A 16071-nucleotide genomic window follows, 5' to 3' on the forward strand; every position below is an offset into this window, starting at 1 on the left:
GTATGAAACTCTATGCTGCGTAAGATGATCGTTAAACAGGAAAAAGTGATCATACTGATCCTCAGTCTGCTGCTCATCACTCCGATGAACCTGTACGCCGAATCCCATGAGGAACAGGAGTCAGCTCCCTGGTATCAATTTGAGGTCCTGGTGTTTCGTCGCATCGCCCCTGGCGCTGGATCCACGGAGGGCTGGGCGCTTGATCCAGGCACCCCGGACCAGGAGCAGAGTGTACAGCTTAGCACTGGGGCATTGACTGAGGATGGCAAACCGATCGCCTATCGGGCCTTGCCGGCTGAAGAGAAGAGTCTTACCGATGCCTGGGGCGCCATGCGCAGATCCCGGGATTATCGCCCCCTCTATCACATCGGCTGGCGTCAACCGGTTGCACACCCGGATGAGGCGATTCCAATCTCTATCAGCCTGGCATCAAAAAGGAAGTCCGCCTTCGAGGAGCCCTTACCGATTCTGGAGGGGAATATAACGTTCGGCATCAAGCGCTATCTTCATCTGGAGACAGATCTTCTGTTGAGAGTGGATGAGGATCAGACACGCAATGAAGCGGAGTATGACCCGGGACCTCAAAACTACCGCATGCAGGAGAAACGACGTATGCGCAGCGGTAAGCTGCACTATCTGGATCACCCGGTACTGGGGATACTCGCCATTGCCAATCGCTATGAGATGCCTGCCCCACCGGAAGAGCCTGAGCCTGAGCCTGAGCCGGAAGCGGAACGGATCGAGACCACACCAGCCACTTCTGATGAATCACAGCAAACTGCACCGGCCGAGCCCAACACACAATAAGCTGGAAGCTGAGATCGACTCTATCGATTGAAGATCGGTAACCGGAGATCGTCGATTAAGCACTCAAACAGCCATAGCTGAGTCAGCTTCGACTGGCGATCGGGATTTTAGATCAACGCGCTTTTTCAGTAGAGTCGATCTGCTGTAACATCTGCTCAGCGATTTGCTCGGAGAACCTGCTGGCAGCCACACTGGCGGCAACCACACCAGCTTCAATCGTTTCCCCCTGGATCGGTTCCTGCAAGCGGTTCTGTTGCATCAGCACAATTCTGCGACGATCAGTTTCGACCAGGGTCCATAGCCCCTGCAACTCGATTGAGCCCTCAACCTGTTCAAAACGCTGGATGACAAGTTTCAACTCATAATCCGGTTTCAAACCAAGTGGCCAGGGATAGGCGATCACCTGCATGCTACTCAACTGCTGTTGTATCCGATCTCTGATCAGCGCAAGCAGGTTCTCCTGCAGTGAGCCCGCCCACTGTTCGAACTCATAGAGTTCAAGACGATGACTTGAGGTGCGCTCAATGATTTGCGGGCGATCCAGATATCCGGCCAGCTCGATCGCATCGATGCCGATCACAACCCCGCCTGGCCTGGGTGTCAGATCAACCGGACCAAGCTTGTCGATGCCTCCATCCAAGCGGTAGAAGCGGGTTGGCTGTGAAGGTGAAGCACAACCGATACAGAGGCTGATCAAAAGAAAGACCACCAACCATGACGCAAGTGAATCCGTTTTCATCTGTCTATTGTTTCCCCCGTAACAAGGCCTCGGGATGGCGTTCGAGATACTCAGACATAATGCGTATCGCCCGTGCCGCACTACCCAGTTCACGCAGTGTGTTAGTGAGTTGACTGATCAGTTCCGAATCCTCATTGAACAACCGCTCGGCATTATCCACCGTCTCTCCAACCTGGCGAAAGGCTTGATCCCCACTGGCCAGGGTTTTGTCCCATCGGGAGAATGCCGAGGTCAGGTTTTCATCCGTTGCCGAGATCAATGCCTGAGTCTGTTTCGCGGTGCCGGCCACTTCGGCAATCATGGTCCTTGCTTCAACCAGTGTCGCATTACTGTTCGTCAACAGTTCCGGTGCCTGCTCAGCAAGCAACTGGCTGATCTGATCGAGTCGTTTGGCAATCTGAAGCAGCGAGGTTGTCAGACGCTTCAACTCACCATCCGCCATCATTTCATCAATGCTGTCGAGGATCTCAGAAAGCCGTTGGGTAATCCGCTCAACCGGTATCTGCTCAATGGCAGTGGCCAGTTTTTCCATACTTGATTGCACCGTCGGGATTTCCGGATAGCGCTTATCCTGAGCCACCAGCTGGATCGGCGTCTCCGGCATGAAATCGAGCTCAATCTCCAGTTTACCCGTCACCAGGCTTTGCAGATTGAGCCGGGCTCTGAGGCCCTGGGCAATCAAATCATCGAGTTCCAGCTTGACGCCACTCTCCGTGACCACCCCATCGACATTCACATGGCCGTCGCGGATTCCGATCACCACAGGAATTCTGAACTCCTTTGACTCCCGAACATAGGTGATCGACATGGACTCTACCTGCCCCACCTTCACCCCGCGAAAATTGACTGGCGAACCCACCTGAAGGCCTTTCACATCCCCTTCAAAGTAGAGAATGAACTGGGTCGGTTTGTTAGCCAGGGTGCCATTTGAGAAGAGCAACACCGAGGCCAGCCCCAAGGCCAGGCTGGCCAGCACAAAGCTGCCGATAAGAGTTGGACTAATCCTTGATTGCATGACTCGGATCCACCTCTGAATCACCCCGGGTAAGAAATTCGCGTACCCTTGGGTCATCTGTTGTCGCCAATAGTTCGTTTGGATTGCCACTCGCAATCATACGCTTGCACACCGGATCCAGAAACACCGAGTCGTCCCCGATGGCAAAGATGCTTGCCAGTTCGTGGGTTACCACCACGATTGTCGTATTCAGGCTATCACTCAACTCCAGAATCAGCTCATCCAGACGACGTGCGCTGACCGGATCGAGACCCGCCGATGGCTCGTCAAAGAACAGCAGTTCAGGATCGAGTGACATGGCCCGCGCCAAGCCGGCGCGTTTCTGCATGCCGCCACTGATCTCAGATGGATAATAGGCTTCAAAGCCTTTCAATCCCACCAAAGCAAGTTTAAAAGAGACCAGGTCACCGATCTCTCCCGCTGACAGGGATGTATAGGTCTGCAGGGGCAGTGCCACATTCTCCGCCAGCGTCATATGGGTCCACAACGCCCCGGACTGGTAGAGCACTCCCATCCTCCGAAGAATCCGATGCCGCTTCTGGCTATCCAGGTCCCAGATCGACTCCCCCTGGAAACGGATCTGTCCCTGTGCCGGTTTCTGCAAGCCGATCAAATGTCTTAACAGGGTACTTTTGCCGCAACCACTCCCCCCCATGATAATGAAAACATCACCGGCCTGAATGGTAAAATTGAGCTCCTGCTGGATCACAAAATCACCGTAGGCCATGGTCAGATCCGAGACCTGGATCAGCGATTTTTGCGCTGTCGAATGCTCTGTCTCCGTTGCCAGTCCCATTAGAAATCCAGCAGGTTAAAGAGAATGGTGGTAATCGCATCCCATACCACGATCAACAATATGGCCGTCACCATGGCTGAAGTGGTCGCCTTTCCCACGGCAGCGGAATCCCGGCCACTCTGAAGTCCCCGCAGACAACCGGACATGGCAATCACAATGGCAAACAGAACACTCTTGATCAGACCTACCGTCAGATCCTCCCAGCCAACAGACTCTCTGCTCTGTACCAAATATTCCAACAGTGAGATGTCCAATACCAGCACACTCACCATCAACCCACCGACTATACCAAGCAGGTCAGCCCACAGGGTTAGCAGAGGCAGCATGATCACCAGCGCGATCACCCGAGGCAACACCAGAAAATCGATAATTGAAATACCGAAGGTCTTCAAGGCGTCGATTTCGTGATTCACTTGCATGCTACCCAATTGGGCGGCGTAGGCAGAACCGGTGCGACCGGCCATAATGATTGCCGTCATCATCGCGCCCATCTCCCGCAGCGAACCCAAGGCGACCAGGTTGGCCACATAGATCTCCGCGCCGAACATCTGCAACTGAATGGCACCGACAAAGGCCAGCACAGCCCCCACCAGGATGGCGATCAGACTGACGATGGGCAGGGCACCAGGGCCTGCCGCCTGCAGCAGGCTGAAAAAATCATCACGGCGGAATCTTGCTCTTCCCCGGATCAGCCGCCATAGGGAAAGCACCAGTTCGCCGGCAAACTCGGTGAAGCGCAGACACTCCTGCCAGACTGCGATGGCTACTTCACCGGTACGATACAGAAAAGAGAAACGTCGATCTGACCTGCGCGCGCCCTGTCGCTCAGCGACAGCCGCCCCCAGATCGAGTAGCCGCTGGATTCCTACCGGTAGAGCATCCGCATCGAGTCGGTAGTCACAATCTGCGCAATATTCACTTACTTTTTGCAGGACATTCAGCAATCTGCTATCCCAAAAACCGAGTTCAGCCGTTACCAGACGGATCTCCTTCAGCTGGGGTTGTGCTTGCAATTGTTGCTGCAGATGCTGCCAGGGGCATACTTCGGAGTGGAGGGTCCAATCCCCAACAAAGGCTAATTCGGCAGTAGTTGGATCAGGGTAGGTAATCTTCAGCGAATGATGGTGCACAGATCAATGTCCATTCACGACTGATAGCGTCACAATCTTATCAATACCATATCCTGGGATAACTGGGTAGCCCGCTCTACGGTCAATCAAGTTATTTCCCTCTAAGTCGATCTTTACTCTACACACTGATCAAGCTTGCCCGATCAAGCGGGATCCCAACACAGGAGCGTGTAGGATCAGTGTCAACAGACCCAGCTGTGATATAAAGTACCAATCCATGCTAAGAGAATCGGAAGAGCACCATGCCCAAACAGTTCGGCGCCCATGAAAATCATGGCAAAGCCTTGATTGTCGAGGATGAAATAACCAACAGGCTGATCCTGAAAAAACTCCTGCAGAAGCATGGCTATGAGGTCATCGAAGCGGAAAACGGCCGCCAGGCTGTGAGCCTGTTTGAACAGCACCAGCCGGACATCGTTTTCATGGATGTGATGATGCCGGAAATGGACGGTTATGAGGCTACTGCACAAATCAAACAGTGCGCAGGTGACTCGTTTGTACCGATTATCTTTCTCACCGCCATGCAAGACGAGAAGGCGCTCGCCCGCTGTGTCGAGGTCGGTGGCGATGATTTTCTCTCCAAGCCATACAGTTTTACCGTGCTTTCCGCAAAAGTGAAGGCGATGGAGCGTATTCGCATCCTTCAACAGGACACCCGTATGCTCTATAGCCGGATGCAACGGGACCAGGAGATTGCAGAACAGGTCTTCAGCGGTGCTGTAGTCGCCGATAATGTTGCCCTGGAACATATCCACAGTCTGCTGCAACCTGCCAGCCTGTTCAGCGGTGACCTGATGTTGACCGCCTTTGCCCCATCCCATGACCTGTATGTCCTGCTTGGGGATTTCACCGGTCATGGCCTGGCATCCGCACTAGGCGCCCTGCCCACTTCAGAGGCCTTCCGCACGATGACAGCCAAAGGGTTTGGTCCTCACCAGATTCTGCAAGCCATCAATAGCAAATTGTACAGTCTGCTGCCAACCGGCATGTTCATGGCGGTACAGTTCGTCAAAATCGATCACGAGCTCGACCATGTCAAACTGATCAATTGCGGTATGCCGGACTGCTATCTAATCGACAAGGATGAGCGAAAGATCAAACAGAAGATCAACTCCCAATCCCTGCCACTCGGTATAGCGCCGGATATCGACTTAAAGGATGATTTCCACTTTTTGCGAATCAACGAGGGTGACCGGATCATCCTGGCAACGGATGGTGTCACCGAGGCGCGGAATCCGAAAGGCGACTTGTTCGGGCAGACAAGGTATATCGATGCCATCAAGCAAAGTATCGATCAGGACTACATTCTGGATAAACTGAGTGGTGATCTGCAGGAATTCTGTAGCGATGCCCCGCAGGATGACGATATCAGTGTTGTCGAAATTCCTCTGATTCGACAGATGTTCCCGGCTTTGGGTTCTTCTGAGACACCCAATAAAAAAGCTGAACATGATTTGCCTGAAACAATACTGAAAGAACACCCGGACTGCATTGAATTCCAGTTCACACTCTATGGCGCCCAGCTGCGTCAAGCCGATCCGATACCGATCCTGATCAATTCAATCCAGGAAACCGCAGGGCTGCATAATCATCGACGCCCCCTCTTCACCATACTGACCGAATTGTACGTCAATGCGCTCGACCATGGCATCCTCAAACTGGACTCCAGCCTGAAGCAGGGTGAGAATGGATTTACAGATTATTTCCAACAGCGTGAACAGCGACTAAACAATCTCTCCCAAGGTTGTGTCCGCATAAACCTCAGGATCTACAGTCAGGATAGTGGTGGCCATATCATCATCACGATTGAAGACAGCGGTAAGGGCTTTGACTACAGCAACCATATAAAGGATAGCGGTAATGATCAGCTCTACAGTGGACGTGGCTTGCTGTTGGTCGAGTCCCTTTGTAAACAACTTCACTTCTTTGAGCCGGGTAACAAGGCAGAAGCGATCTATGCCTGGGAACAGACAAAATAGCTTTAGTGTTAACAAGCTCGAGCAACCGCTATAATTGACACATTTGGACGCTGACCATTCAGCTGTTTTTTTATACCAAGGGATTTGCAATCGACAGGATAGCTTGCAAATGCCAAAAAAGGATTTCTAACGATGGAGTTCAATATTCCCATCAAACAGCAACAAAAAGACCGAGTTATCGTGAAAAGTGATCTATTCACTCCACCTATGGCGACTGATCTGATAGCCTGACGCCATGGCAAAAACTTTCATCATAGACAGCAACGATGAGACACGTGCTCCGTTCTTACGCGGCATCCTGACCCGTTCACTGACCGATGCCGGAATGGCCTTTGAAACCGCCTACGAGCTCTCATCCGAGATACGTCAGCAAATTGCCGGCAAGGATGAATTGTCGACCAATGATCTGCGTAAACTGGTACTGAAACAACTTGAGCAACTCGATCAGCAAGAAGTCATAGAAAACTATGAGAGCCTGACACCCAACACGCCTGAGATTATGGTCACCGACCGTAAAGGAGTCGCACGCCCCTTTTCAACCATTGAACACCGGCAATCACTGGAATCATCCGGACTGGGCAGCGACAAGGCCTCACTGATCACTCAATCGGTTTATCTGGATCTGCTTGAGTCCTACCAGGAGGGCATTACCAGCAATAAACTTGGCCGTTTGACCCATGAGAATCTCAAGCAACGTTATGGTAAGCGTGCCGCAAACAGCTACCTGGTGTGGACCGACTACAAACACTCCAAACGGCCACTGATCCTGCTGATTGGCGGCACCACAGGCTGCGGTAAAAGTACCATTGCCACGGAAGTGGCGCATCGACTGAATATCATCCGCACTCAATCAACCGACATGTTGCGGGAGGTTATGCGTATGATGATTCCGCAACGACTGATGCCAGAACTGCACACCTCTTCATTCAATGCCTGGCATAAAACCCTGGGCCAACATGAGCATGAGGGAAGTACCGAAGAGCTGATGATTCATGGCTATCTTCATCAGTCGGAACTGGTGTCTGTACCCTGTGAAGCGGTAGTACAGAGAGCTCTGAAAGAGAGGGTCTCATTGATCCTTGAAGGGGTGCATGTCACCCCTACCCTGTACAACCTGTTCAAGGATAACAGCGATGCGGTGATCGTACCGATCGTGATGGCGGTATTGAAACAGAATCATTTGAAACACCGACTGAAAGATCGGGGCATTACCGCACCCGAACGCAGTGAAGACAGCAACTATCTATCCAATTTCGAATCGATCTGGATGCTGCAAAGCTACCTGCTATCTGAAGCGGATAATCACAGCGTCTCGATCATCGCCAACGACAATAAAGACCTGGCGACCGATCACATCATGCGTTTGATAATTGAGGTGTTAGAGCAGAATTTTCATGCTAAAGTTGAGGATGTATTTGGCATCGAATAACCAGACACTCTGGCACTGAAGTTTGAACATGCGCCTATTGCCGTCACCGGTTCAACTCATCTGAGGTTAACTCAACTTGATAACGACCCATAAAGGTCTATTAATCATTCTCGATGGTCTGGGTGATCGGGGCATCCCCTCCTTTGGCGGCAAAACACCCTTGGAAGTCGCTGAGACACCAAATATGGACAGTCTCGCCAGCGCTGGACAATGTGGCCTCATCGATCCGCTCTTCCCCGGCATGCCAGTCGGCACCCATACCGGTTTCTGCCCTCTGTTCGGCCTATCCCAACAACAGGCCGTTGAGCTGGCCCGCGGTCCTGTTGAGGCTTCCGGGGTTGGTTTGAGCAGCAGCGATCAGGCGCTCTACTTCCGCTGTAATTTCGCCACGATCGAGCGAAAAGGCAAGCGATTCAAAATCCTTGACCGGCGAGCAGGCCGAATCAATCAAGGCACCGAAGCCCTTGCCTCCGAAATTGGTCAAGTCAATCTGGGCGAAGGCATAACGGCGAGTCTCCATCCTGCCACACAGCATCGGGTAGTACTCCAGTTGGAAGGTATCGGCCTGTCGAATGATATCGGCAACACCGACCCGGGTAACGATTACCGCAATAAAGGACTGCTCACTTGCCAGGCCAACACCCCGGGGGATGCCGCAGCTGAAAAAACTGCCCGCTGTATCAATCGCCTGATCGAGATTGTCTACGAAAAGCTCGATCAACACCCGGTCAATCAGCGCCGCCGGGAGCATGGCCTGGCACCGGCAAACGGTATTATCTGTCGCAGCCCAGGCAAACTACCGAAAATAAAGCCCTTACTTCACCATCTGAAAATCGATGCCGGTGTGATCTCCGGAGAACGAACAGTACTGGGGTTCGGCAAACTGCTTGGATACCGGGTGTATGAGAATCCACGTTTCACTGGCGCCAAAGATACCGACCTGCAGGCCAAAGTGGAGACCGCCCGCAGTGCATTGAAAGAGAACGATCTGGTCTATCTCCACATCAAAGCTACTGACATTGCCTCACACGACATGGATCCCATTGGTAAACGGGAGATACTGTCGAGAATCGACGATGCCATCGCACCCTTGATCAGTGATGAGCTGGTGATTGGAATCACCGCTGACCACAGTACAGACAGTAATGCGGGGCGCCACACCGGGGACCCGATACCCAGCCTGATATTCAACCCCCGCGGTAGAGTCGATGGCTGTAGAAGCTTTTCGGAATCCGCCTGTGCCACGGGTGGTCTTGGACGGATCAACAGTCTGGGATTCCTTATAACCTTTCTGGATCAGATGAATCGTCTTGAAAATTTCAGACCGAAAGATGGTGCTTATCTATTCTAAGACCGGGATAACGGCCGTCTCACCAAACGGTCCCACAATATCGATTTCAAGGCATATACTTATACCATCCTTCTATCCGGATAAACCCTCACCATGAACAATCCAGAACAAATCCCAGAGCAGTACGACAAAACAGAGAACCAGCCAAGCAACGAGCCGAGCGCGGTCGATCTTGATGATGCCAGTCTCTACTTAAACAGAGAGCTCACCTGGCTTTCATTCAACCGCCGGGTACTGGCCGAGGCCTCCAGGGAGAAAAACCCGCTGCTTGAAAGGGTCAAGTTTCTGGCCATTGTCAGCAACAATCTGGATGAGTTTTTCATGAAACGTATGGGCGGCCTGAAACAGCAGGTGGCGGCTGGCATCAGTGTCCCGAGTGTCGACGGCAGAACACCGATGCAACAGCTTGAGGAGTGCCACAAAGTCACCCGGGAGATGCAACAGACCCAGGAGCAGATCTATAACGAACTGCTACAGGCACTGTCAGAGGAAGAGATACACATTACTGAATATCAATCCCTTGATGAGCAACAGCAGGAGAAGTTACGGGAGCATTTTCAGCAGAACATTTTTCCCATGCTGACCCCCCTGGCGATGGACCCCAGCCATCCTTTTCCATTTATTTCAAATCTGACCCTCAATCTACTGGTGACACTGCGCTTTCCGGGTGGTCATGATCTGCATATGGCGAGGGTGAAAATTCCGGTCAGTCAGGATGTTTCATCAAGACTGATCAAAGTTGGCGATGATTACACCTATGTCACCCTGGATGACCTGATTACCAACAATCTGGATATGCTGTTCCCGGGTATGGCGATCGAATCCTGTGATCTGTTCCGGGTTACTCGTAATGCCAATGTGGAACTGGATCAGGAAGCGGCCAATGACCTGTTGGAAACCATTGAGAGCGAACTACGCGAACGTCACTTTGCCCCCATCGTTCGTCTGGAGATTTCCAACGGCTTGAATGCCGTTCACCGCGGCATGTTGGCAGCGGAACTGGGACTGAATGAAGAGCAGGATGTCTATACCATCGAAGGCATGATGGCGCTTCGGGATCTGTTTGAGTTGACCAAACTCAACCTGCCGAAACTACATGACATACCTCACCACCCAGTCGATCACCCTCAACTGGCCCATGATCGGCGCAACATCTTTCACATCCTGCGCGATCATCAAGGCCTGTTGCTGCAACACCCCTATGAATCGTTCAGCACCACCGTAGAGCGTTTCCTGCGTACAGCGGCTGAAGACCCGAAGGTGCTGGCGATAAAGATGACCCTCTATCGCACCTCGGCCGATGGCAATGTACTCGACTCACTGACCAAGGCTGCGCGCAACGGCAAACAGGTTGCCGTACTGGTTGAACTGAAGGCCAGATTTGATGAAGCCGCGAATATCCGCTGGGCGAGACGACTTGAGCAGGCTGGCATTCATGTCACTTACGGCGTGCTCGGTCTGAAAACCCACAGTAAGCTGATCATGGTGGTCCGCAAGGATTACTCACAGTTACGTCGTTACTACCATATCGGCACAGGTAATTATCATGCCGGCACGGCTCGTCTCTACACCGACCTGGGATTGTTGGGTTGCGATGAAGAGATCGGTAAGGATCTCACGGAACAGTTCAACTACCTTACCGGATACTCACCACCACCCAGTTACCGCAAGATTTTGGCGGCACCCTATACCCTGAAACAGTCTCTGTTGAACAAGATAGAGCGTGAGATCAAAATCCACCGGGAGTCCTCCACAGGCCATATCCAGCTGAAAATGAATGCGCTGGAAGACCAGGACATCGTCAAATCCCTCTACAAGGCCACACAGGCCGGGGTAAAAGTTGAATTGATCGTTCGCGATACCTGTCGATTCCGCCCCGGCATCAAAGGCTTGAGCGAGAGTGGCAGTGTGGTCAGTATCGTTGGACGTTTTCTGGAACACGCACGAATCACCTACTTCCACAACGGTGGCGATGAGGAGTACTTCATCGGCTCTGCCGACCTGATGCAGCGCAATCTGATGCAACGGGTTGAAGTCCTGGTGCCGGTAGAAGCCCCGGCACTGCGTCAGGAGTTGCGCCTGATGCTGGATGTACAACTGGGTGACAAGCACAACGCCTGGGACATGCAATCTGACGGCACCTACATCCGTCGTACACCCGCTGAAGAGGATAAATCACTCAACTGTCAGGAGACCCTGATCGGGGTTGCGGAAAGGCGTCTGGAAGCTGCCAAGAAGCACCGTGAAAAGCGTATGCGGGAAAAACTGATGACCCATTTCAAACATCGTCTGAAAAATCACAGCCAAAACGGTGGAAATGGATAGCGATAGGGTGATCTTGCTAAAAGTATCATTTAAGCGCTGCCTGACAGAAGTCAGGCAGCGTAATTCAGTGAAACTTACCTAGAGCTGAATCCTCCGGTCAGGACTCCGTCTGCAGGTCCTCACTCTGATCTTCTTCGGTTTTGTCGGTTCGGCTGAGAATCACCTGGTTAATTCGTCGAGTGGACGCATCTTCAACTCGCACCATCAGACCATCCAGTTCAAATTTCTCATCTTTTGTCGGAATCCGCTCGGTATGTTCGAGCAACCATCTATTGATTGTGTCGGTTGGCTTGCCCGGGATATCGATGGAGAAAAACTCCTCAACAACGCGCAATTCAGCCGTCCCCTTCACCAGGATATTACTATCGTCCAGTACCAACAGATCATCGGGCTTTTCGTCACTTTCGTCGTAGATCTCACCCACCAGTTCTTCAAGCATATCCTCAAGTGAGATGACACCCACCATCGCACCATGCTCATCGACCACAACGGCCAGATGAGTGCTTTTATTTTTCAGGATTCTAATCAACTCATCAATCGGTGTGATGGCTGAGGTGAACAGAGGTTCCTGCCCCAACTCAATGAGTTCCACATCCAACTCACCTTTGGCAATGATGCCGATCAGATCCCGCAGGATGATCACACTGGCTATTTCATCCGGATCGTCACTATAGACTGGAATTCGCGAGTATCCTTCGGTCAGGATATTCGGTAGTACATCCCTAAGGGTGCGACGACCATCGAGGCGAAACACCTGACGCCTGGGTGTCATCACATCCTCAGCCTTGAGGTCATTGAAGTTGAAGATGCGCTCAATCATCTCCCGCTCATCGGTGTCGATGACACCCTCTTCCTCACCATGCTCAATCAGTGTGATCACCTCTGATTCCGTAATCAGCGGATCATCCATCGCCTTGGTTGAGGCCTGTACCCAGTTGGTAAACTGCAGAAACAGCCAGACCAGTGGGTAGATCAAGCGCATGAACCCATAGATGAGGGGTGCTATTGCCAGCGAGATACGCTCGGAGAAACGGGTTGCCAGGCTCTTCGGGGTAATCTCACCAAAAATCAGTATCACGATGGTCAGCACACCGACCGCAATACCTGGGCCACTATCACCGAAGTAGTCTGTGGCTATCACTGTGGCCATGGCGGATGCAGCGATATTGACCACATTATTGCCGATCAGAATCGTGATCAGCATTCGGCTGGGGTCTTTTTTCAGGATGTAGAGCGCATGAGCACCACTTCTACCCTCCTTGTACAAGGCCTCGGCACGAGCCATCGATAGGGATACCAGAGCTGTCTCAGAACCGGAGAAGACGCCCGACAGCACGAGCAGTACCACCAAAATTAGATAACTTTCCACGAAGTTGCTTTAAAATTTCGCCAGATTTGGCCCAGTTATGATTATCTCTGTTGGGGACTTGAATCACAAGTAATCCCAACGCTTTATTTAAAACCACTAGGATACAGCGCCTTGCTGTATGATGATATTAATTAATTTATTCACTTTATATCAATAAGTTAATTATATTACCTAATAATTTGTAAGAAATGATATACATTTTAATCCCAGGATGAAGGATAAGCGGATCCTTGATCCCCGAACGATCCGGTTTAAAAATCGATCAAGGCCTCTGAGCAAAGAGACTGGAACATCGCTTTATACCCAGCCTGGACAGATCTTGCAGGCACCATTTAATCGGCAATCTCTGAAGAGTTGAAACAACGTTAAATGTTTATGCAACCATACGGTACAATTTACCTGTTGGGTCTACGAGGGCCTGTTAACCCGAATCCAAGACTTCCTGCTGGATCTGTTTTTGTGCCAGCATGGCAGAATGAGTGTAGTGTGGTTATTCTACAAGAGTGAATGATAACGCCGCTGGGTACAATAACAGTCCCTAGGACCTCTGATGTCTCCTGACCACCATCAAACATTTGGGCTCCGATGCCGAAAATATTAATCGTCGAAGATGAACCGGAGATTCGCGAGATGATCCGCTTTGCCTTGGAACCGAAAGGGTTTGTTCTAAGCGAAGCCGATAATGCCCAGGATGCGCGGAAACTGTTGGCAGATCAGTGTTATGATCTGATCCTGATGGATTGGATGCTGCCTGGCCGATCAGGATTGGACCTCACCAAGGAGCTGAAACAGGTATCACCAGCCTCCACACCGATCATCCTGCTGACGGCAAAAGCGGATGAAGTGGACAAGGTGACAGGTTTGAACAGTGGCGCGGATGACTACATCACCAAACCCTTCTCCACCAGGGAGATGATTGCGCGTATCAATGCGGTTTTAAGGCGCTCTGGTGGCTCAGCAGACCAACAAGCGCTTGCTTTTCACGGTTTAACCCTCGACCCGGTAAAGCATCTTGTACTGACCAATGAAACCCCCCTGCATCTCTCACCTGCAGAATACAATCTGCTGTTTTTTTTCATGAGCCATCCCGAACGCGTTTATAGCCGATCTCAGATTCTGGATCATGTCTGGGGTAATGATGTCTATGTGGATGAGAGAACCGTTGATGTACACATCCGGCGTCTGCGAAAATTACTAACGCCATCCAACCACCATCGTTTCATACAGACCGTTCGTGGGGTTGGCTATCGGTTTACACCTCAACTTGCCAGTGATAACTCAGAAATACCGTGAGAAACTATCTCAACATTGAAATCAGCCAACTAACAGGCGCATTGCTGGTTTTTTTACCGTTCGGATATTTGACAGACACACTGACTCTCGCGGCGGCACTTGCGATTACTGCCTATCTGACCAAACATGGCTTTTATCTGATCAAACTTGCCCATTTAATCAATCACGGCAAACCAATCACACCACCATACCCAGCTGATATCTGGGGTATGATCTACAAAGAGCTCTCCAGGCATCGACTGCGAAGTCGCAAACGTAAACGTACCCTGAACCGGTTCGCTTCCCGTTTCAGAAAAGTCACCAACTCGATACCGGATGGCCTGATCCTGCTGAATAAATCCGGGAATATCGAATGGGCCAATCCAGCAGCCAATAATCTGCTCCATATCAGTTGGCCAAGGGATGAAAATCTCTCACTGCTGGAACGGATCAAACATGACGATCTGGCAGACTATTTGAAAAATCCTGACTATTCCAAACCCCTGGAGTTTCCTTCCCCGGTCAACAAGGCAATCATTGTTTCTTTGCGCGTGACCCGCTTTGGCGGCAAAAAGGCCCAGCGTCTGGTGGTGATCAGGAACATTACCGACGTCTACACACTGAATCAGACACGCCGGGATTTTGTCTCAAACGTATCCCATGAGTTAAGAACACCACTCACGGTAATAACCGGTTTTCTGGAGAATCTGGGTGACAACGAGATGCTGCCGTTCCAGCAACGCCCTTTCACCTTGATGAGCCAACAGGCTGAACGGATGAACAATATCATCAATGATCTGCTTGCCTTGTCCCGACTGGAGATGGGTGAGGCACCATCATCCGACAAGCCAATCGCAGTACCCGAGTTGCTCAGCAGAATTGTTGATCAGGCGCGCCTGCTGGCCGATCAAAAAGGTGATTATACGATTAACCTGCAAGTGGATAATGAGTTATGCCTGTTGGGTGAAGAGAGCGAGCTGACCAGTGCTTTTTCAAACCTGGTATTCAATGCCATTGTTCATACTCCACCTGGGACTGAGATCAATGTCAGTTGGCAAAGATTGGACGATCTGGCCTGCCTGACAGTTGCCGACAGTGGACCAGGCATTGATCAAAGACATATCCCCAGGCTAACCGAAAGATTCTATCGTGCAGATAAAGCCCGCTCCCGTCAGTCAGGCGGAACCGGCCTGGGACTGGCAATTGTTAAACACATTATCGGGCGCCATGATGGCGAGCTGCAGATCTCCAGTCAGCTGGGATCAGGCAGCCAATTTAAATGCCTGTTTCCGGAAGATGTCATTTTGCACAAACGCAATCTGAAAACGCTTGAGGGACAACTCAGCAACGACTTGGAATCGACCCAAGACAGTTGAAAATGGCAGAGAAACCTGCCTAGAGATGCACAATCGACTGGCCCATAAAACCGGCCCAGCCTGACTCATAGTCTGATCAAAACAGGCACAGCCTTATGCCGTCTCTTCTTCCTTGTCTTCCAATGCGGTGGTGTAGTTGATATTCACCCGATCCCGCAGCTCTTTACCGGGTTTGAAATGTGGCACGTACTTACCTGAAAGCGCGACTGTTTTACCGGTCTTGGGATTGCGTCCCATTCTCGGCGGTCTGTAGTGCAGTGAGAAACTGCCAAAACCACGAATCTCGATCCGCTCTCCGGATGCGAGTGATTGACTCATGTGTTCAATCATACATTTAACAGCCAGTTCAACATCCCTGTAGGCGAGATGACTTTGCTCCTTGGCAATAATTTCTATCAGTTCGGATTTTGTCATTCTTGTAAGTTCTCCAATTCGCCGTTTTGTAAGGGGTTGCACCTTGAGTGCAACCCCTTATTTGCGGTT

13 protein-coding genes are annotated in these 16071 nt (G+C 51.3%); 7 read left to right on the top strand and 6 right to left on the bottom strand.

Annotated features, from left to right (window positions below):
• The first annotated feature begins 12 nt into the window (after nt 1-12).
• A complete protein-coding gene (locus AC4IE8_RS06905; protein WP_068995374.1) occupies nt 13-807 on the top strand; it encodes a CsiV family protein in 795 nt (264 codons plus the stop codon).
• A gap of 112 nt (nt 808-919) precedes the next feature.
• Here the strand turns inward: AC4IE8_RS06905 and AC4IE8_RS06910 are convergent, their stop codons facing one another.
• The 4 genes from AC4IE8_RS06910 to AC4IE8_RS06925 are packed head-to-tail and all read right to left on the bottom strand — an operon-like array spanning nt 920 to nt 4487.
• Complete coding sequence (locus tag AC4IE8_RS06910) at nt 920-1546, bottom strand: PqiC family protein (protein ID WP_068995372.1); 627 nt, start codon at nt 1544-1546, stop codon at nt 920-922.
• A 4-nt stretch (nt 1547-1550) separates the two neighbouring features.
• The gene (locus tag AC4IE8_RS06915) at nt 1551-2561 is read right to left on the bottom strand and encodes an MlaD family protein (RefSeq protein ID WP_490790644.1); all 1011 of its coding nucleotides are present in this window, start codon (nt 2559-2561) and stop codon (nt 1551-1553) included.
• Complete coding sequence (locus AC4IE8_RS06920) at nt 2545-3357, bottom strand: ABC transporter ATP-binding protein (protein ID WP_490790645.1); 813 nt, start codon at nt 3355-3357, stop codon at nt 2545-2547. Before AC4IE8_RS06920 ends, AC4IE8_RS06915 begins: the two co-directional genes overlap by 17 nt.
• A complete protein-coding gene (locus AC4IE8_RS06925; protein ID WP_068995370.1) occupies nt 3357-4487 on the bottom strand; it encodes an MlaE family ABC transporter permease in 1131 nt (376 codons plus the stop codon). Before AC4IE8_RS06925 ends, AC4IE8_RS06920 begins: the two co-directional genes overlap by 1 nt.
• A 242-nt stretch (nt 4488-4729) precedes the next feature.
• On the opposite strand from AC4IE8_RS06925, the gene AC4IE8_RS06930 reads away from it, so the two are divergent.
• The 4 genes from AC4IE8_RS06930 (at nt 4730) to ppk1 (ending at nt 11571) form a co-directional block, all read left to right on the top strand.
• On the top strand, nt 4730-6466 hold the full coding sequence (locus AC4IE8_RS06930; protein ID WP_068995369.1) for an ATP-binding SpoIIE family protein phosphatase: 1737 nt from the start codon (nt 4730-4732) through the stop codon (nt 6464-6466).
• A gap of 235 nt (nt 6467-6701) precedes the next feature.
• Nucleotides 6702-7895 carry a zeta toxin family protein gene (locus AC4IE8_RS06935; RefSeq protein WP_068995367.1) on the top strand — a complete coding sequence of 398 codons (1194 nt, stop codon included), beginning with the start codon at nt 6702-6704 and terminating at the stop codon, nt 7893-7895.
• Between the two features lie 76 nt (nt 7896-7971).
• Nucleotides 7972-9246, top strand: a complete 1275-nt coding sequence (apgM, locus tag AC4IE8_RS06940; RefSeq protein WP_490790646.1) for a 2,3-bisphosphoglycerate-independent phosphoglycerate mutase — start codon at nt 7972-7974, stop codon at nt 9244-9246.
• A 93-nt stretch (nt 9247-9339) separates the two neighbouring features.
• Nucleotides 9340-11571 carry a polyphosphate kinase 1 gene (gene ppk1, locus AC4IE8_RS06945; RefSeq protein ID WP_068995365.1) on the top strand — a complete coding sequence of 744 codons (2232 nt, stop codon included), beginning with the start codon at nt 9340-9342 and terminating at the stop codon, nt 11569-11571.
• 97 nt (nt 11572-11668) lie between these two features.
• Here ppk1 and AC4IE8_RS06950 read toward each other — a convergent pair whose 3' ends face one another.
• On the bottom strand, nt 11669-12940 hold the full coding sequence (locus tag AC4IE8_RS06950) for a hemolysin family protein (RefSeq protein ID WP_490790647.1): 1272 nt from the start codon (nt 12938-12940) through the stop codon (nt 11669-11671).
• 585 nt (nt 12941-13525) lie between these two features.
• On the opposite strand from AC4IE8_RS06950, the gene phoB reads away from it, so the two are divergent.
• Together phoB and phoR are read left to right on the top strand one after the other, a co-directional pair.
• Nucleotides 13526-14233 (top strand): phosphate regulon transcriptional regulator PhoB, encoded by a 708-nt coding sequence (gene phoB / locus AC4IE8_RS06955; RefSeq protein WP_068995362.1) that lies wholly within the window; start codon nt 13526-13528, stop codon nt 14231-14233.
• Complete coding sequence (gene phoR / locus AC4IE8_RS06960; RefSeq protein ID WP_068995361.1) at nt 14230-15588, top strand: phosphate regulon sensor histidine kinase PhoR; 1359 nt, start codon at nt 14230-14232, stop codon at nt 15586-15588. The genes phoB and phoR overlap by 4 nt, the downstream gene beginning before the upstream one ends.
• Before the next feature lie 93 nt (nt 15589-15681).
• Here phoR and ihfB read toward each other — a convergent pair whose 3' ends face one another.
• The gene (ihfB, locus tag AC4IE8_RS06965; RefSeq protein WP_068995360.1) at nt 15682-16002 is read right to left on the bottom strand and encodes an integration host factor subunit beta; all 321 of its coding nucleotides are present in this window, start codon (nt 16000-16002) and stop codon (nt 15682-15684) included.
• Nucleotides 16003-16071: the final 69 nt, after the last annotated feature.

The sequence above is a fragment of the Candidatus Thiodiazotropha sp. AKAK2 genome (assembly GCF_058244685.1).